Source organism: Pseudodesulfovibrio piezophilus C1TLV30, from assembly GCF_000341895.1.
In the GTDB taxonomy this organism is placed as follows: Bacteria; Desulfobacterota; Desulfovibrionia; order Desulfovibrionales; family Desulfovibrionaceae; genus Pseudodesulfovibrio; species Pseudodesulfovibrio piezophilus.
Map to the genome: position 1 here is coordinate 2,131,805 of NC_020409.1, position 18,599 is coordinate 2,150,403.

Here is an 18,599-nt window from a genome sequence, read left to right on the forward strand (position 1 = left end):
ATCCTGGATGTGAGGCCGTATTGTCTTGATAAACCGTTCTATCACGCTGTCCAAGGAATCCCAAAACCCTACCCTTCCATCATGATTTTCCTGATTTTATCCGCAAAATCCTGACTTCCTGCCCCTTTGGGAACAAGCTCAATCTGTGCGGCGCTTGCAATGCCGATCCCCAACTCCGCAGCTCGCCGAATCTGCTCCTGCTCAAAAATTTTCCCGCGAGAAACCGCCGGGGTCGTTCCATACAGCCGCAGGATTGCCACACCTACCGCATCCACGGCCACCGGGTCTGTCCCTGCCACAATGACGCCGGGAGCAACTTCACGCCCAGTATGCGGTCCCCCGGTGACAAATGCCTTTGTACCATCCATAATGATAATATCACTGTGAAAAGCCTGACTGATCTCGGCAACAAGAGTTCGCTGCTTCGGAGACCCGTGCAATTCCTGCATATAGTTGTAACCATCCGCCGGATCATATTTGGCAATGGCCCCCACACCGTTTTTGAGCGACATGGTAAAATCACCACCGAACTGATGGGTCTTCAGGCAACATATCTGGACGACCTTGTCCGCCCAGGAAAAAGGAAGGGCAAGCAAAAAGCCCCGCCGCCAATGACTGGCCTCCGGTTGAAACTGAATATAGTCAGCTTCTTTCAACGTCTCCATGACCACGACTTCAACACCGTGTTCCTCGCATATCCTGAAAACACCGAGGTCTTCCAAAACGGCCCGAGTCGTCCCCATGCCGCTCCGCTCTGCCAACACAATGGGACCGCAACTGGCATTTCCCAATACTTCCAGCACCGTCTGCAATGCCTCGGGATGGGTTGAGGCTGGAAACGGGTCACTGCTGTTATAGTTCGCCTTGAGAGCGATTTTTTTCCCTGCGTAGGAGGAGAGGTCGAACTCGGCCATGGCCTGTTCTATCCCCTGCCTGCGGTTTTCCGTCTTGATGAGAACAACGCGAGATTTCTTCACCTTTGCCTCGCTTTGCACGGGAAATCCGACACCGGAAAGCAGACCGCTGCCAAGTATACAAAGAATCCGCAAACACCGTCGTCTTCCCATGATCCCATATAAGAACTCCCGAGATGTCATAATTCCACCTCCACATCCCCTTATTAACGGTCCCCCCGACTTCCTGTAAAGACGCACCAGGTTATAAATGGCTTCCCTGTTCCCAAACCGCCTCTCTTTTTGTTAGGAAAGGGCGATAAACATCATAACCCACGGTTGAACATGAAAATAGTCGTCATCGGCGGATATGCTCCGTCGCTCATAAATTTCCGAGGTCCACTGCTGAAACGGCTTGTCTCATTGGGGCATACGGTCCACGCTCTGGCCCCTTTTCACATGCCCGATGTCACTCCACAGCTCGATGCCATGGGAGTGGAGTACTCCATGATCCCCCTTGACCGTCGCGGGTTCAACCCATTCTCTGACCTTGGCTCCCTGCTCCATCTCAAGCAGGTCCTCTACCGCATCAAGCCGGACATGGTTCTCTCGTATACTTTCAAGCCCATTGTCTACGGCTCCCTCGCAGCTCGCATGGCCTGGGTCGGACACCCCAAAAAGGTCTTCGCCATGGTCACGGGACTGGGTTACGCCTTCACCGAGGACAGTGGTCTGAAACGGCGTGTGCTGTTCAACATAGCCAAGGGGATGTATCGCTCCGGTTTGCGCTCATGCGATGGAGTCATCTTTCAAAACCCTGATGATGAAACCTTTTTCCACAAGCTCAAAGTCCTGCCGAGCCATGCCGCCACCACAGTCGTGGGCGGATCCGGGGTGGACCTTGAGGAATATGCACCAGCTCCTCTCCCTGAAACCCCACACTTCCTCTGCCTCTCCCGACTCCTCGGGACAAAAGGGATTCGAGAATATGCTCGCGCCGCCATACGCCTGAAAACACGTCACCCGGAGGCCACATTCCGTTTGGTCGGGCCTCAGGAAGAAGGAGCGGATACCATTCCGCCAGCCGAAATCGAAACATGGCGTCAGCAGGGCATGGAAATCTGTCCGGGGGTGGAAGACGTCCGGCCGGAAATAGCCAACGCCTCAACATATGTGCTCGCCAGCTATTACCGGGAAGGAACCCCCCGCTCGATACTGGAAGCCATGAGTATGGGCCGCCCGATCATCACCACCAAGACTCCGGGCTGTCGCGAAACCGTTCTTGAAGGGAAAAACGGATTTCTGGTGCCGCCAAAAGATGATGAAGCATTGGGTCAGGCCATGGAACGTTTCATAACAGACCCCGCGCTGTGCGGTCCCATGGGGGCGGCGAGCCGTGCCTTGGCCGAAAAAAAATACGACGTGAATCTGGTCAACGACTCCATATTATCCTTCATGGGCCTGCTATGAAACGATGCCTTGATCTCGGAATCACCCTCCTCGCCCTGATCATATTCTGGCCGTTCATGGTATTGGTTGCGCTGCTGGTCCGCATCCGGCTCGGCAGTCCGGTGTTCTTTCGTCAGATACGTCCGGGACGCCACGGCAAGCCTTTCGAAATCATCAAGTTTCGCACCATGCGCGATCTTTCCGGTCCGGACGGTGTTCCGTTGCCTGATTGTGACAGGTTAACCCCCTTCGGGCGATTCCTGCGCTCTACATCGCTTGATGAATTACCGGAGCTTCTCAATGTGCTCAGGGGGGAGATGTCCCTTGTCGGACCACGCCCCCTGCTCATGCATTACCTGGACCGGTACACCCCGTTCCAGGCCCGTCGGCACGAAGTTCGCCCGGGCATTACCGGGTGGGCACAGATCAACGGACGCAATGCCCTCTCATGGGAACAAAAATTTGAATATGATGTCTGGTACATAGACCACCAATCAGTTACACTGGATATCAAGATCATTTGGTTGACCATCGGCTCTGTTTTCAAAAGAGAGGACGTCTGCCAGCCCGGACACGCCACCATGGAAGAATTCATGGGCACCGATGCTCCGGGAAAAAAGGAGGAAAGCTCATGAACATCTCCAGAATCCTTGTTCCCGTTGACGGTTCCAAGCACTCTGACTCGGCCGTGACCATGGCCATCAGTCTGGCCAAGGACAAGAATGCCTCCATCGTTCTGCTGCATATCCGAAGGCCGGTCCCCGTGGGACTTGGAAAACCCAATGCGGATGACCTGCTTGACTACCTGACCCAGGGGGCAGAGACCCTCATGGAACAATACCGTACCCAACTTGATGCCGACGGCATCGACTTCGTGGACCTGATCATCGGCGGAGAAGTTGCGGAAGTCGTTGACAATGTAGCCAAAGTTGAAAAATGCGACCTCATTGTCATGGGGTCCAAGGGCAAGTCCGACCTTGAAGGTCTGATTGTCGGCTCAACGACCCACAAGGTGCTCCACACTACTCCTCTCCCTGTTCTGGTCGTCAAGTAGCTCACCGGCGGGGTTTCACGCATGATTCCCCGCTTTTCTGCCAGGTCCGTCCGGCACCTCCAGACTACCCTCCAAGGCTTTTCCCTACTGTGAAAGCCAGGGGACATTGTTTTCGTGACAGGCTCTCGAGGATGACACACCACCACTTTCATATCTTTCGGGTCGTTTCTCTTGTGAGCTTCATGTCAATACGTGTACATTCTTTCTGTTTCCATTTATGAAAGAACGGTGTCACGACCGACCGCGTGACTTCTCTTGCCGAAAACCCCTAATTTTATTTGGAGGAAAGATATGAGCATTCCGGTATTCAACTGCAAGAACGCCGATGATGTGATGAAAGCCGTCAAAGACTACGATGTCAGCTTCATCCAGTACTGGTTCCTGGATATCCTCGGGACCCTGAAAAGCTTCCAGATTACCCCGAACGAACTTGAGGCATCCTTCGAGGAAGGCATGGGATTTGATGGGTCTTCCATTCTCGGCTTCTGCCGAATCGATGAATCCGATATGGTTGCCATGCCCGACCCGACCACATTTCAGATATGTTCCTGGCGACCCAGCGAAAAACCAGTGGCACGCATGTTCTGCGATGTCGTCAACCCCGACGGTTCGCCGTTCGAGGCCGATTCCCGTTTCGTCCTGAAAAAGGTCATGGGACAGGCTGCCGAAAAAGGCTATACTTTCTATGTCGGCCCCGAGCTTGAATTTTTCCTGTTTGCCGATGATCAGGACACCGAAATTCTCGACGCAGGCGGTTACTTCGACGCACCACCTCTTGATTTGGGCAACAATATCCGACGCGACATTATCTTCGCCCTGGATGCCATGGGCATTCAGGTGGAATACTCCCACCACGAAGTTGCGCCGTCTCAACACGAAATCGACCTGCGCTATCAGGAAGGCATGAAAATGGCCGACACAGCCATGACATACCGTGTCGTGGTCAAGGAGACTGCTCGGAAACACGGCTGTTATGCGACCTTCATGCCCAAGCCCATTTTCGGTGAAAACGGGTCCGGCATGCATGTGCATCAATCCCTGTTCAAGAACGGCAAAAACGTCTTTTATGACGCTTCTGACGAGTACCACCTCTCTGCCGAAGGCAAATCCTACATAGCGGGAATACTGAAACACGCCCCCGAGTTCGTGGCCGTGACCAACCAGTGGGTCAATTCCTACAAACGCCTCGTCCCCGGTTATGAAGCCCCTGTGTATATTGCCTGGGCCAGACGCAACCGCTCTGCCCTGGTCCGCGTCCCCATGTACAAACCAGGCAAGGAAGCAGCCACTCGCATGGAATTGCGTTGCCCGGACCCGGCTGCCAACCCCTATCTCTGCTTCGCAGTCCAGCTTGCAGCCGGTCTCAGGGGAATGGAAGAAAACTACAAGCTGGCAGACCCGGTTGAAGACGACATCTTCGCCATGAATGATCGCCAGCTCAAACGAAACAGGATTAAGGCTTTGCCGGGATCTCTGCATGAAGCGGCCATGAACCTGAAAAAATCCGACTTCATGAAGGAAGTTCTCGGAGAGCACCTGCATACGGCTCTGGTGGAAAACAAGATTGCCGAGTGGGATGAATACCGCACACAGGTCACGGAGTATGAACTGGACAAGTATCTGCCTATTCTCTAACCAGCCGAATCAATAATTGGAAAGACCCTCGAGAACATCAATTCTCGGGGGTATTTCCATGTCTGAAGAATCAAAAACAAGCGCAATCAAGGCCACAGGCCAGACGAACATTCTGCAAAGAAAACCCTGGTTACCAGTCAATGGGAAGTTTCACTTTTTGACCGGCCTTGTTCGTGAAAAAGATATGGCCATGCTCACGGCCGTAGAGGTAAACATCCCGCGTCACTGCCACATCCTGGCGGCAGTACTCAGTGATCAAATCCAGTCGTCCTTCCTTCCACCAGGCCAAAGCCATCAACCCGTCGGCGGATTTCCCCACATCAAGAGTGGCTTGGGCTATATTGTCCAACTTGAGCCGATAGCCCAAGCGATTATGGACCTCTACCAACAGGTCGAGATTGGGCAGCCCGCGAAAATTGAACGGATGCAGACCGCCAAGCACGGCATAGTCGAATTTGACATGATTGAACCCGATGACAAGGTCAAACTGCTTGAGATGGTCAACAAGATCATCCATCCTGTCCTGTTCATAATCATGCATGGTTTCCCCATCGGAGTCATACAGACAGGCAACGGAGACCCCCATGCGATCAGCCCGGTTCCATCCCCCTACATCTTCGGCCGAGTAGCGGGTTTCAATATCAAGGACACCGTAGCGGGCCGGGGCAGGCTTCTTGAGGTCAATACCGGGAAGATTCACGTCAATCTCCTTGGGTTCTATCGTTTTTGGGTCACCGGACAGGATCGCTTCCAAAACGAATTGAGCGGCGCGTTTATCGATGGGCCGGTTACCGGAACCACACTTTGGCGAGTGGACACAGGACGGGCAACCCAGCTCGCATGAACAGTCCTCGATGGTTCGCAGGGTCGTCTGTATCAATTCGTCAGCCTTGTCATAGGCCTGTCGGGACAAGCCCGCCCCGCCTGGCATCCCATCATAAATGAAAACCGCCGGACCTTCCACCTGCGGATGCATGGGGGTGGAAATACCACCGAGATCATTGCGATCAGTCATGACCATCAGGGGAAGCATGCCGATGGCCGCATGTTCAAAAGCATGAATCCCACCCATGAAATGCATGAATTCCTCTTCACAACGACGGCGAACATCGTGCCCTATCTCAAACCAGATGGACTCGGTTTCGAACACCAGAGGAGGCAGGTCCAGAGGAGTAATTCCCAACAACTTCCCACCACGCACCGACCGTTTTTCATATCCGGTGATCTGATCGGTCACCTTGACCCTGCCAAAATAGACTCGGGTGCCGAAACATGCCTTCTGTCCGAGTACTTCGAGAATTTCAGTATTCTTGTTGCCACGCGGTTTCGTATAATACCCCACGCGTTGCCGATGAGTGCGTACCGCCTTAGCTCCGAGGTCGAGATCATCCACCACATACGTGGCACCTCGATGCAGATAGACCGCACCGGGATGCGCCTCCCGGAAAGCTCGATGTTCATCGATGGTCCCAATGACCGGAGCCTTGCCCCCGGCACCGCCGGTATTGTCCTCGATGTGCAGAGATTGACCAGCTCCGCGCAGGTCCACATCCCGATGAGGCCGCTTGCGATGAGAAACGATCTCCGCAGGGTGCCCCGGCTGGTCATCGACCACTTCATAAAGATGCCCGTGAGCTACCAACTCTTCCACCCTTTGCGCCACGGCGTCTTCCCGGAGGAAGGTTTCACCGCGCCGCATGGTCAGTTCCACAGCGGCGCAGATGAGATGCCGATCCATGACCACCGGATTGTATGGATTGAGCATGGCCGATTCAGGAGGACGAGCAAAAAAGTCCTCGGGGTTGCGCATGAAATATTGGTCCAGAGCATCTTCTTGAGCCACGAGTGCGACCACGGATTCCTGCTGACTCCGACCAACTCGCCCGCCCCGTTGCTGTGTCGCCATGACCGATCCCGGATAGCCGACCATGATGCAGACATCCAGCCCACCGATATCGATCCCCAATTCCAGAGCCGATGTGGAGATGACCGCCAACAGATCGCCGTCAGCCATGCGCGTCTCGATCTCGCGCCGTTCTTCAGGAAGAAATCCGGCCCGATACGCGGATATCCGGCTCTTAAATCGCCCGCTACGTTCCGTGGCCCACATGGCGATAAGCTCGGTCAGCTTGCGCGACTGGCAATAGACAATGGTTCGCAGATCACGGGCCAGCGCCGCCTGAAGAAGCTGAATAGCCACTTGGGCAGGAGACCCATCCGGATTCAGGAAAACCATGTGCCGCCCACCACGGGCAGCCCCGGATTCGAGAATGGGATGGACATCAAGACCTGTCAGCATATGGCATAACTCCACCGGATTGCCGATGGTGGCCGAACAGAAAATAAATGTCGGACGCGCTCCGTAATATTCGCACAGCCGGAGCAACCGCCGGAAAACCATGGCCATGTGCGACCCCATGACACCTCGATACGTATGAACCTCATCCACGACGATATAACTCAGCCCGGCCAGAAATTCCGCCCACGCTGCGTGATGGGGTAACATGGAGAGATGCACCATCTCCGGGTTGGAAAGAATCACATTGGGTGGCGAGTTTCGGATTTTCTTACGAAAATGCGGTGTGGTATCACCGTCATAGATAGCTGCATTCGGCCGACGGTCTTCGGGCAGCAGGGCCGCCAGTTCATTGAATCCCTTGAGTTGATCCTGAGCCAACGCCTTGAGGGGAAATAAATAGAGCGCCTTGACTTCGGGGTCGGCCATGCAGTGTTCCATGACCGGCAGATTATAGGTCAGGGTCTTGCCACTCGCCGTGGGCGTCGCCACAACCACGTGACGTCCGGCCCGAACAGAGTCGGCAGCCTCTGCCTGATGGGAATACAACGTCTCGATACCGAGCAGGGAAAGTGCCCCCCGCATCGCGCCGGACCACGGACGGCGAGGCTCGGCGTAGCGGGAATCAGTTCCCTTGATAAGGCGATGATGTGCCACTTGATGCGCCATACGCTCACTGTCGAGCAAAGCGGTGACATAGTGATTAACGGGATTGTCCACAGCGACGGATGGTAGTACGGTGGCCTCGGTGAATCAATATAATTGTCTCACGCATGGTTTTACCCCATGGTGCTTCCCAGGAGAGAGCTTCAGATCATGACTACCCACACCACGAATGCACCGGAAGGTGCTTCACCCCCTCATATTCTCGTTGTCGATGACTCCCACTCCGTTCGCTATGCCTTGGAAAAACACCTGATGGAAGCAGGATTCTCCGTCACTCTGGCGGTGAATGGCGAAGACGCCTTGAGCAAGGCGGTCGATGGAAGCTTTGACCTCGTCATCACCGACATCGACATGCCAAAAATGGATGGATATGAGCTGTGCAAAAGGCTTAAGAACGAATTCAAGACCTCCCATATTCCGATTATTGTCCTGTCGTCGCGGGACAGTGACGACCACGTTGAAGAGGGATTTCGGGTCGGTGCAGATGCCTATCTCGCCAAGGGCGGCAATATTGAAGACAACATCGTCCGCATCAAGGATATCCTCAACGCCAAAAGCTTTCTGACCGGCAGTCGGATTCTCGTGGTTGACGATTCTGCCAGTGTGCGCCTTTTCCTGGAGTCCGGTCTCAAGGAAGAGGGCTTCATTGTGGAAACAGCCACCAACGGCCGGGAAGCGCTTGAACGACTCCCCGACTTTGACCCGAATCTGGTGATTACTGATCTGATGATGCCTGAAATGGACGGCGCAGAGCTTTGCCGGGCGATCAAACAATCCGAGGTCCACAATTCGGTCCCGGTGGTGATCATGTCCTCCCTGAGTGACAAGCCCCTCATGCGACGCCTTATGCGCGAAGGGGCGGCTACGTTTCTGATCAAACCATTCTCCGTTGCTCAACTCTCCATTGTCATCGAAGAAATATTCTCCTCCAATTTCCGCCTTCTCCTGGAAGAAAAAGAACGTCTGCGGATGGAACATCAATTGACCCTGGCGGCCATTGCCAGCCTGGTCCAGGCACTTGAAGCCCGCGACAGTCTGACTCGCGGTCACTCCGAAAGAGTCGCATGTATCGCCATGGAGCTGGGCAAGGAAATGGGGTTCTCGTCGAGCCAGGTCGAACGACTGAAGCTGACAGGGCAACTCCACGATCTCGGGAAAATCGGTGTGCGCGACAATGTCCTTCTCAAAAAAGACAGCCTTGACGACGGAGAATTCGAGCATATCAAGGGTCATTCCAGCGTTGTGACCAACATTCTTCGCCCCATCAAGAGTCTGCACGACATTCTGGAAGTCACACAGTCCCACCATGAGCGATGGGACGGCAACGGCTATCCCGAAGGACTGAAAGGTGAAGAGATACCGCTTAAGGCCCGAATCATAGCAGTTGCCGATGTCTTTGAGGCCGTGACCTCGGAACGTCCATACCGCGATTCCATGCCCAGCCGTGTCGCGTATGACATTATCCTCGAAGAACGCGGTAAGCAACTCTGCCCGACGTGTGTAGATGCTTTTCTTCGCTGGTATGAGAAGACTGGAGGCATACTCAAGACGCACGAGACCTCCGAAAGCGACTCCACGCAAAGCTAACAGGACTCCCAGCCCTGGCAGAGACCGCCTCAAAGCATCAAGAATCAGGAAGTTGAAGGGAACGCTTCCTTTACGTCCGTGCGACAAAGAGGTATCTCACGACCTGTATGGCTCGTTTCACAACATCTTTTCCCACACACGGCAAACTGACAACAGTTCCTCTTGCCGTGGCCTACGTCGCCGTTCCATTGGTACTCCTCTGGATAAATCTGACCGAGGAATCCAGAGTCGCCTTTTCGGTGATCATGCCATGGATGATACTTGCCTTTCTCGGACTCCTTTGTGCGGTCTTTCAACCGAAACCAGATGCTTTATGGTGGGAAAAAGCACCGGCAAAGGGCCTCGCAATTTCACTGTTTGTCCTGGCTCTCTTCAGCTATGCGCCGAGAGTTCCCATGCGATTTGCCCTGTTCATCCCCTATATCATGGAGCTGACTCCACTTGTCTTTCTCCTTTTCAGTCTGCTCTGGGCAAAAACCTGCGGCCTTCCTGATCGGGCCGACTTCCAGCGATTCGGGGCAATTCTCGGCATGCTGTGTCTGATGGATTGTGTCATGGAGTTGATCCTGTATGGAGCTATTCCCACAGTGCGCTGGATAGGGAATGCCGACATACTGGCAGGGCTTCTATTGGTCTCCCTGTGCGCGGGCCTCAAACCCGGCCAGAACGAGGGGGGATTCGTGGAGCCGGACCAGGGACGCCACTGGTGGCGTGTCATCGTCATGCTCGGGCTCCTGAGCTGCTTCTCGCGAACCGGATTATTTGCAGCCGGATGGGTCATTCTTTGTTTCGGACGTGGCCGTCTCCTGTTCCGCATCCTGTTCACGATCCTCTGCCTCTTTCTCATTTGTGCTACGTTTCTTTTTCCCACAACAGCATCGGATGCTATCCGCTATGCCGATTACTGGCTCTGGATGGAAGCCTTGCGCATGCTGAGTATCGACCCGAGCCTGTTGCTCACCGGATTCGCCATTCCATCGGCCCTCCCCGTCCAGGTTCCCATGAGCATGGATTCCATATGGGAAGCCGCCACAGGGCACTCTGCCAGCGCAGGGATCTTCCTGCATCAGATACCGTCATTCTGGCTACGGATCACCACGGCATGGGGAATATTCCCCCCGCTGGCCTTGCTTGCGTGTATATTTTTCGGTCTCCTGCGCCGACTCAACCGCATGGGAGCAGGACTGACCGCCGCCCTGTTTGCTCAGGGCATGACGACTCCTCTGCTGTATGATCCGGCCATGGGCATCAGCATCGGTCTCGGCCTGATCCTGGCACAGACAGGGCCATCCCTTCCCGGCACATTGACCGAGACACAGGACGGCACAACAATCCCGACCGCTGCTGATACTGATTCCGCCACGGAATGGGATGTACGTCCCCTTTAACGATAAAAACGAGAAATCATGTCCATATTCAACACCAAGTCATCCATTCTCATCACCTGCCCCAAAGGGATACCCGAATACCTCGAAGCCGAACTCAAAACCCTCGGTTTCAAGGAAACGCACCTTTTGGATGCCGGAGTCATGGTCCAGGGGACCCTGATGGACTGCATGCGGCTCAACCTCTGGGTTCGTACAGGCCACCGCGTTCTCTTCGAGCTGAAATACTGTACGGCTGCCGGACCTGATGAGCTTTACCAGCAGGTCGCTGCGATGCCATGGGAAGACTATATTCCCAAAGACGGCTATTTCAGGGTTGATGCCTCCATCCGTGATACCGAGGTCAACGACTCCCGTTTTGCGGGCCTGCGCGTCAAGGATGCCATTGCGGATCGATTCATGAAACTGTTCAATTCCCGCCCGGACTCCGGTCCGGAAACAAAAGGGGTCTGCCTCTTCCTGCACTGGCGAGGACGCCAGGCAACGCTGTATCTCGATACCACCGGTGATCCCCTGCCCCGCCGTGGATACCGAAAACGTCCCCATACCGCTCCCATGCAGGAAACATTGGCCGCAGCCTGTATTCTTGCTTCGGATTGGCCTGCCAGAGCCGCCGAGGGAGAGCATTTCATCGCCCCCATGTGCGGAGCCGGAACCCTGGCCATTGAGGCCGCCCTCATGGCCATGAACGGCGCACCCGGCTTACTCCGCGAGTCCTTCGCCTTCATGCAGATCAACGGGTATGATGAACAGGCATGGGAAGCCCTCATCAATGCAGCTGAAGATGCTGAAAACCCTGAGATCAAGGGACGCATCATCGCCACCGACCACGATCCAGAAGCCGTGGAAGCCGCCAGGGACAACGCTCGTATCGCAGGAGTGGGTGATTTCATCGAATTTGGGACATGCGACTGTGCCGAAACAGATGTCCCCGAGGGACCGGGTATCGTTATGCTCAACCCGGAATATGGCGAACGACTCGGCGAGGAGAAGGCATTGGAAGCTGTTTATGCTCGCATAGGAGACTTTTTCAAGCAGGAATGCGGCGGCAAAACCGGATATATCTTTACCGGCAATTCCACCCTTGCCAAACGAGTCGGTCTCAGGACCAAAAGCCGACGTATCTTTTTCAATGCGAAAATCGAATGCCGCCTGCTTGAATACGAGCTTTATGCAGGCACACGCAAACAAAAGCATACGGAATCATGAGACCGAAGACAGGACAGAAGCAGCCGTTCCCTGACAGGAAAGCAGCGCCCTTGCCAGTTCCCTAGTCAACTGAACACGCTTCCTGTTGAGTTGAATGCTTCGTTTTCTTTAAGAGAAAGCTCTTTACCAACCGCCTCATTCCGAGAAGCTTCTTTCCGAAATGAGAAAGTCAGGTAAAAGAAAAGTAATCGACTACCCCATTTCCGGCGCTTGCTTCCAGGCAAAAAGGGGATTGAGGGGTTTCATGTTCACAAAATCCACCCGAACCGCACAAAACGCCCCCACAAACGGAGGGCAGAGGCAACAATTCAGGCGTTTCCCCAAGCCAGTCTGTTTCCATGTCGTAAGAGGACCGGGTAAGACAGAGCGTGCCAGAGTGGGTCGAAACCCGGTGGATTCCTTGATCAAATCCTGCATTTCGCACCACGTATGCCATGATCCCCGGTCCAAGGTACTCTTGGAGCCACGCACATTCATGGCATAATAAAGCGAATTTTTGTTGAGGAAGCCTATGAGAATCCCTTTTTCAGCCACGCGGGCAGCTTCCTGGAGCATGGCGGCAGGGTCAGCGGTAAATTCGAGCACAGACCAGAGAAAGGCATAATCAAACTCGTTTTCTGCAAAGGGGAGCAATTCGCCATTGCCATGGTACAACTCCGCCCGATTCCGAAACCGTTGACGGGCTGCCGCGACCATATCCTGACTAGCATCAAGACCACTGACATCAAACCCCATCTGATAGAGCATCTCCAGAAAAAGACCGGTTCCACATCCGATTTCGAGAAGTTTTCGCCCACGCCGCGGCCACCCCGCCACGACAGATTGCAACAGTTGTACCTCTCTTTCGAGGGCAAACTGGCCCTGCGGCGTGTCAAACCACTGCTCATATTTTTCCGGGTTCCATTCCATACGATCTCACTACACGGATATGGCCAACAGCGCAGCCTCCTTGTCAGAGAAGTATTACCATCTTGGTGTGTACTGTAAATAGCGCAGGGCAAATCAACGACAGACACACGTGTCATATAAACACACTCACTGCGAGAGCGGCTGCTAGTCTATCTGGATTTTGTACGCCTTGAGTTTACGGTACAAGGAACTGCGCTCCAACCCCACAGCCTTGGCGAGTTGTGAAATATTCCCATCGCAATCCCGCAATTTCGCTTCCAGAAACCGTGCCTCAAAATCAGCACGAGCCTTCTTCAAGTCATTTGGTCCTTCGGCAATAAGCGCTTCAAAGTCCATTTCCACCACCGTCTCCCTGCTCTCCGACACCTCCCTATCTCTGGAAGCTGTCGGTGCAGCACCCTGAAATTCCGGTGGCAGACGATCCGGCGAAACCGTCTCTCCAGCGTACATGATAAACATGCGTTCGACAAAGTTCTTGAGCTCGCGAACATTGCCTGGCCACGGATAATTTCTGAGAATCTCGGTGGCTGCGTCATCAAAGGCTATGGGCTTGAACCCATGCTGCCGCATGAGCGATTCCATGAAATCCTTAATCAGGAGTGGAACATCCTCGTTACGCTCTCGAAGAGGTGGCAATTCAAGGGGAAAGACCTTGAGCCGGTAATAAAGATCTTCACGAAAGTTACCCGCCTCTATCTCGTTCAAAAGATTCTTGTTGGTCGCTGCGATGACCCGGACATCAACCTTGATAGTTTTCCTCCCGCCAACATGTTCGAAACTCTGCTCCTGAAGAATCCGCAAGATCTTTGCTTGTGTTTTCAGACTCATGTCACCAATTTCATCGAGAAAGAGAATACCGCCGTCAGCCAATTCGAATTTACCTGCCTGTGCCTTTTCCGCGCCGGTAAACGCTCCTTTTTCATGGCCGAACAATTCACTTTCAATCAATTCTTCAGGGATAGCCGCACAATTGACCGCGACCAGCGGCTTCTCACTCCGCCCGGACAGATTGTGAATGGAACGCGCCACGATTTCCTTTCCCGTTCCATTCTCCCCGGTGATGAGCACCCAGGAATCAGTGGGGGCCACTCGGGAAATCACGTTATTGAGATCGACAATAGCGCGGGACCGCCCTGTCAGACTAACAGGCTGCTCGGAATCAATCCGCGTTTTAAGTGCAAGATTTTCCTGACGTAGCCGTGAAAATTCCAGGGCATTTCGACTTGTCACGACCACTTTCTCTAAAGAGAGCGGTTTTTCGATAAAATCAAAGGCTCCCTTCTTGAGTGCCTTGACCGCTGTTTCAATGGTCCCATGACCGGAGATCATGATTACCGGAAGCCCCTTGTACTGTTCCGATATAGTCCCGAGAACTTCCAACCCGTCCATACCGGGCAACCAGATATCAAGAAAAACCATATCCGGGATATCTGTCCCCAGAAGCTCCAGTCCTTCTTCGCCGGACTCGGCCTCCACGACTTCATGCCCTTCATCTTCAAGAATACCCCGCAGGGAAAACCGAATGCCTTCTTCGTCATCTATAATCAGGATTTGTCCGCTCATTGTCTCTCCGCGTGCAGTGATGGATGTGACGTTCTCGGACTCTTCTAAAGGAGTGTGGCGAACGATTCAAGCAGATGCTTACACAAGCAGATCCGCCAGGGCAGCTTCCAGCTCCGGAAAGCGGAAGGCATACCCCGCTTCCTGCAACCGTGAAGGCAACGCAAGCTGCCCGGAAAGCAAGACCTCGTCGGCCATTTCACCGAACAAGAACCGAAGGGCGAAAGCCGGAGCATTGAGAGAATAAGGGCGCCCCAGCGTCTCGCCAAGAAGTCGAGCGAATTTCCTGAACTGCACTGGATTGGGAGCCGTCAGATTAAATATGCCGCTCGTTTCTCCATTCTCCATCAGAAAACGAATGGCACCAACTTCATCCGCCATGTGGATCCACGAAACCCCTTGCAAACCTGAGCCGGGAGGACCGCCCATGAACAATTTGAATGCGGGTAGCATCTGTTTGAGGGCACCCCCGTCTCCAAGGACCACACCCGTTCGAATCACGGCCCGACGCACCCCCATCTCTTCCAGAACAGCGGTGGACTGTTCCCATTGCCGAGCGACTTCAGCCAGAAATCCCTCGCCGGGACCATTTCGTTCATCCACTGTCGAGCTTTCCCGTATTCCGTAATATCCCACAGCCGATGCTTGAATCAGAGCACCCGGCAGCGAGTCGGCAAGTCTGACAGCCTCCACTATCCGTTGCCCGGCGTGTACACGACTCTCCAAAATCCGCTTCTTTCTGGCTTCGGTCCAGCGGCCACCCGCGATACTTTCCCCGGCCAGATTGACGATCACGGTATCCTTGTCAAGGATATCCGGCCAGTCCCTGTTGTCCCATCGCATACCGATGACACCGGCCCCGAACACCTCCGCCACCTTGCCGGGAGTCCGAGACAGGACCACTATTTCCCACTCGTTATCCCGCAATTCATCTATGAGTGCCCGCCCGATGAAGCCGGTTCCTCCGGCGACTATTGCCCGCATATGCTGCCCCCTCAAATCAAACAGTTTTCATAGAGGCCAGCATACCACGACACAAAGGCTTATACCAGCAGGCAGTGAATGCAATCGACACTTCTCTCAAAGACGTCACAATGGAGGAACACGCTTCTCTGCATCAGGGAAAAGACACAAGGAAGCAGCAGTGAAAAGAGAAATGGACCACCCCTGCGATCAGGAATCCGGCAATTCAATCATGAAGACCGTTCCATGAGGCGAGTTCGGCTTGGCACGCACCTGTCCACGGTGGTCGGAAATAATGGAGCGAACAATAGTCAGGCCAAGACCTGTTCCACCTTTTTTCTCCGTATAATACGGTTCGAAGAGGCGTGAGGAATCCTTGGGCAACCCGGAGCCATTATCTGCCACGGTTATGGAAACCAACCCGGCAGCACGATCATGAAAGGCAGTGATCATGACCTGAGCGTCATAGACATCCTTGAGTGCTTCAGCCGCATTGGTCAGCAGGTTGATGAGCACTTTTCGAATCGCTTCCCGATCAAAGGGGAATTTTTCGATCGGTGTCAGGAATTCCAGATCCCACCCGATCTCTCGATGGGTATTTTCAAACATGCCGGTGACCTCTGTCAGTATGGGGCCGATCTGGTCAGGCCGGGGCTGCACCTCCGGCAACTTGGCATAGGCCGAGAACTCGGTGACCATATTCTGCAACCGCTCCACCTGCTTGACAATAAGTCCTGTGCAATCATCGAAAACCGCTTCACCTATTCCATCCCCGTACTTGCGTTGGAGACGCTGGGCCGAAAGTTTGATAGGCGTGAGCGGGTTTTTGATCTCATGGGCGATACGACGGGCAACTTCACGCCAGGCCGCAAGACGCTGGATCTTTTCCAGCTCGGTAATATCCTCGAAAACAGCCACATGTCCGGCCTCACGTCCACCCACGATCTGGAGCGAGACCACATTGATCAAGACCTTGATAGCCCGGTCACGAACAGGCAGATCGAGTTGCCGCTGCCACAAGGCTCCCGGATTCGCCGAAACCTGGGTCAACGCCTGGCTCATCATGTCGGCAAACTCTCCGGAAAGCAGGTCGGATGGCTTCTTGCCGATAAGCAGCACCCCCGGCACACCAAGGATATCTTCGGCTGCGGTATTCACCGTTCCGATGCGACCTTCGGCATCCATGGAGATCACGCCGGATGTGATATTGTTCAGCACCGCTTCAATATAACGACCGCGCCGCTCCAACTCCTGATTCTGCTGCGCAAGCCGTTCATTGGCCTGCTGAACGGATTCCTGGCTTTGTTCCAAATCCTCGGCCATACGGTTGAAGGACTGGACCAAAAAACCGAGTTCATCATCAGACCTATCCTCCAGACGCACGGAAAGATCACCCCGCCCGATTCGTTCTGTTCCCATGGCGAGCGCCTGGACCGGAGCGGACAACTCCTTGGCCAGCCGAAAGCCGAACCAGATTGCCCCGAGAATGATGAGCATGGCCATGATCCCGAGCGTCAGGTACAGGTTCATCTTCCACGGGTACTTCCGGTCCTTGAGTTTTTTATACTCATCAAGGCCGCGCACGATCTGGTCAAGCCGATGAAGCAACCCCTCACCTACGGTTTCACCAATGACGAGATACCCGGTTCTCCCTTCATCAACGGGTGAGACACCGAGTACGAGGTCACTCCCCGGCTTGGGAATGATGGTAGTCCAGGAACGGGGATCAGTCTTGAGAGACTGCCAATCTATCTTTTCCTTGATTTCCGGCCAGGCTTGCTCCCACTGTTGCGTGGCGTGGGTATTCTGTTCATTCCCTTCAGGAGTGATGACACCGACCAGACTCAGATCATATTCGCTGAATTTCTTCTTGAGATAATTATCCATGCCCTTGCCACCCCAGGCAAACTTGGACTGGACGATCTCACCGATCATGTTTGATCCACGACGCTCGAGCCTATCCTGTGCCGAACCGTAAAAAGCACGCCCCAGTTCCAGGGCCTGCTCCATGGATTCTTCGACCTGTCCCTTGAACCAATAGTCCACCGAGGTCTGAACGAACTTGACCGAAACCAGATAGATGAGAGCCGTGGGGATAAGCGACAGAGATATAAAAGCAAGGACCAGCCGTGTTCTGAGCTTGGAGCCAAGTACCCGCCGACGGCGTTCCAACATGAGCCGGACCGCATTGCGCGCCACATAAAAAAGCATGGCCAGCAGCAGGACAACATTGAGAATGAGCAGGTTGAGAATGAGATAATAATCACCGCTCAGATATTTGAGTTCGGCCCAGGTCAGACTGAGCAGGATAACAAGAAAGACCAGCGCGAGGATATATTCCCACTTGCGCCGACGTTTCTCCCTATGGGAACTGGAAGAAATGCGAATGGGATCAGGGGTCATGAAAATACCCTAAAAAGTGAAATTGAGGTGAAAGGTGTTATCCACTCCGGCATCCCATGACCAAAAATAAATGAATCGGGACAGTCCTTCCGGCGCGTCCTTTTCGTTCATGGTGGTAATCAGTCGCAGGCTGTACCGTTCACCTTTCTGTAAGACACTCCATGGCCCGAGGTCGGTTTTGATGGAACTCCATCCTTTGCGGAGCAGTTCTTCGATATTCTTGTCCCGCAGGGGCAGTGACCGACCCGGCAAGGTCATCACATACTCCTTGTTCAGCCGATCAAAGCTGAGCGTGCTTCTGAACTCCGCCGAGGAAACCGTGGAATCGAGCCAGTAGTCGTGGACTTCAAACAGCTTCACGACGCATTTGAGTTCCAGGTCTGCCCCATCCTCCAACTCTCCCTTGAGAATGGGCTTTTCCACGACCGTCACGCCAAAGTTCGCGGTCAGAACCCCGTTATCATTGGCAATGGTCGGTGCCATCAGGCTCAGGGTCTGGGCCTGACCCGAAGCCGGGAAGAGGATGAAGGCCAGCCCGAGGAGCAATGCGCACCGGACCCAAGGCCATTTGAAATCAGTATGTTCCATAT

General features: G+C 54.1%; 14 protein-coding genes. 7 read left to right on the forward strand and 7 right to left on the reverse strand.

Going from position 1 to position 18,599, the window contains the following annotated elements; all coding sequences use genetic code 11:
* Positions 1 to 68: 68 nt before the first annotated feature.
* The gene (locus tag BN4_RS10135) at positions 69 to 1,067 is read right to left on the reverse strand and encodes a DUF362 domain-containing protein (protein WP_231856529.1); all 999 of its coding nucleotides are present in this window, start codon (positions 1,065 to 1,067) and stop codon (positions 69 to 71) included.
* A 171-nt stretch (positions 1,068 to 1,238) separates the two neighbouring features.
* Between BN4_RS10135 and BN4_RS10140 the strand changes: the two genes are divergently transcribed.
* The 4 genes from BN4_RS10140 (at position 1,239) to BN4_RS10155 (ending at position 5,031) form a co-directional block, all read left to right on the forward strand.
* Positions 1,239 to 2,363, forward strand: a complete 1,125-nt coding sequence (locus BN4_RS10140) for a glycosyltransferase family 4 protein (protein ID WP_015415296.1) — start codon at positions 1,239 to 1,241, stop codon at positions 2,361 to 2,363.
* Positions 2,360 to 2,977 (forward strand): sugar transferase, encoded by a 618-nt coding sequence (locus BN4_RS10145; RefSeq protein ID WP_015415297.1) that lies wholly within the window; start codon positions 2,360 to 2,362, stop codon positions 2,975 to 2,977. The genes BN4_RS10140 and BN4_RS10145 overlap by 4 nt, the downstream gene beginning before the upstream one ends.
* Positions 2,974 to 3,396, forward strand: a complete 423-nt coding sequence (locus tag BN4_RS10150; RefSeq protein WP_015415298.1) for a universal stress protein — start codon at positions 2,974 to 2,976, stop codon at positions 3,394 to 3,396. The genes BN4_RS10145 and BN4_RS10150 overlap by 4 nt, the downstream gene beginning before the upstream one ends.
* A gap of 291 nt (positions 3,397 to 3,687) precedes the next feature.
* Entirely contained in the window at positions 3,688 to 5,031 is a 1,344-nt protein-coding gene (locus BN4_RS10155) for a glutamine synthetase family protein (RefSeq protein WP_015415299.1), read from the forward strand.
* A 130-nt stretch (positions 5,032 to 5,161) separates the two neighbouring features.
* Here BN4_RS10155 and BN4_RS10160 read toward each other — a convergent pair whose 3' ends face one another.
* Entirely contained in the window at positions 5,162 to 7,996 is a 2,835-nt protein-coding gene (locus BN4_RS10160; RefSeq protein WP_173399611.1) for a DEAD/DEAH box helicase, read from the reverse strand.
* A gap of 147 nt (positions 7,997 to 8,143) precedes the next feature.
* On the opposite strand from BN4_RS10160, the gene BN4_RS10165 reads away from it, so the two are divergent.
* From BN4_RS10165 to BN4_RS10175, 3 genes are all read left to right on the forward strand, one after another.
* Positions 8,144 to 9,580, forward strand: coding sequence for a response regulator (locus tag BN4_RS10165; protein WP_015415301.1), 1,437 nt, complete (start codon positions 8,144 to 8,146; stop codon positions 9,578 to 9,580).
* 107 nt (positions 9,581 to 9,687) lie between these two features.
* Complete coding sequence (locus BN4_RS10170; protein WP_015415302.1) at positions 9,688 to 10,968, forward strand: hypothetical protein; 1,281 nt, start codon at positions 9,688 to 9,690, stop codon at positions 10,966 to 10,968.
* Positions 10,969 to 10,986: 18 nt separating this feature from the next.
* On the forward strand, positions 10,987 to 12,174 hold the full coding sequence (locus tag BN4_RS10175; protein WP_015415303.1) for a THUMP domain-containing class I SAM-dependent RNA methyltransferase: 1,188 nt from the start codon (positions 10,987 to 10,989) through the stop codon (positions 12,172 to 12,174).
* Between the two features lie 192 nt (positions 12,175 to 12,366).
* On the opposite strand, the gene BN4_RS10180 is transcribed toward BN4_RS10175, so the two are convergent.
* The 5 genes from BN4_RS10180 to BN4_RS10200 all read right to left on the reverse strand — a co-directional run bounded on the left by BN4_RS10180 (position 12,367) and on the right by BN4_RS10200 (position 18,597).
* Positions 12,367 to 13,083 (reverse strand): class I SAM-dependent methyltransferase, encoded by a 717-nt coding sequence (locus BN4_RS10180; protein ID WP_015415304.1) that lies wholly within the window; start codon positions 13,081 to 13,083, stop codon positions 12,367 to 12,369.
* Positions 13,084 to 13,227: 144 nt separating this feature from the next.
* On the reverse strand, positions 13,228 to 14,646 hold the full coding sequence (locus tag BN4_RS10185) for a sigma-54-dependent transcriptional regulator (protein ID WP_015415305.1): 1,419 nt from the start codon (positions 14,644 to 14,646) through the stop codon (positions 13,228 to 13,230).
* 78 nt (positions 14,647 to 14,724) lie between these two features.
* Positions 14,725 to 15,627, reverse strand: a complete 903-nt coding sequence (locus BN4_RS10190) for a TIGR01777 family oxidoreductase (protein WP_015415306.1) — start codon at positions 15,625 to 15,627, stop codon at positions 14,725 to 14,727.
* 189 nt (positions 15,628 to 15,816) lie between these two features.
* Positions 15,817 to 18,009 (reverse strand): sensor histidine kinase, encoded by a 2,193-nt coding sequence (locus BN4_RS10195; RefSeq protein ID WP_015415307.1) that lies wholly within the window; start codon positions 18,007 to 18,009, stop codon positions 15,817 to 15,819.
* A 9-nt stretch (positions 18,010 to 18,018) separates the two neighbouring features.
* Positions 18,019 to 18,597: a DUF4390 domain-containing protein gene (locus BN4_RS10200; RefSeq protein ID WP_015415308.1), complete on the reverse strand. Its 579-nt coding sequence runs from the start codon at positions 18,595 to 18,597 to the stop codon at positions 18,019 to 18,021.
* Positions 18,598 to 18,599: the final 2 nt, after the last annotated feature.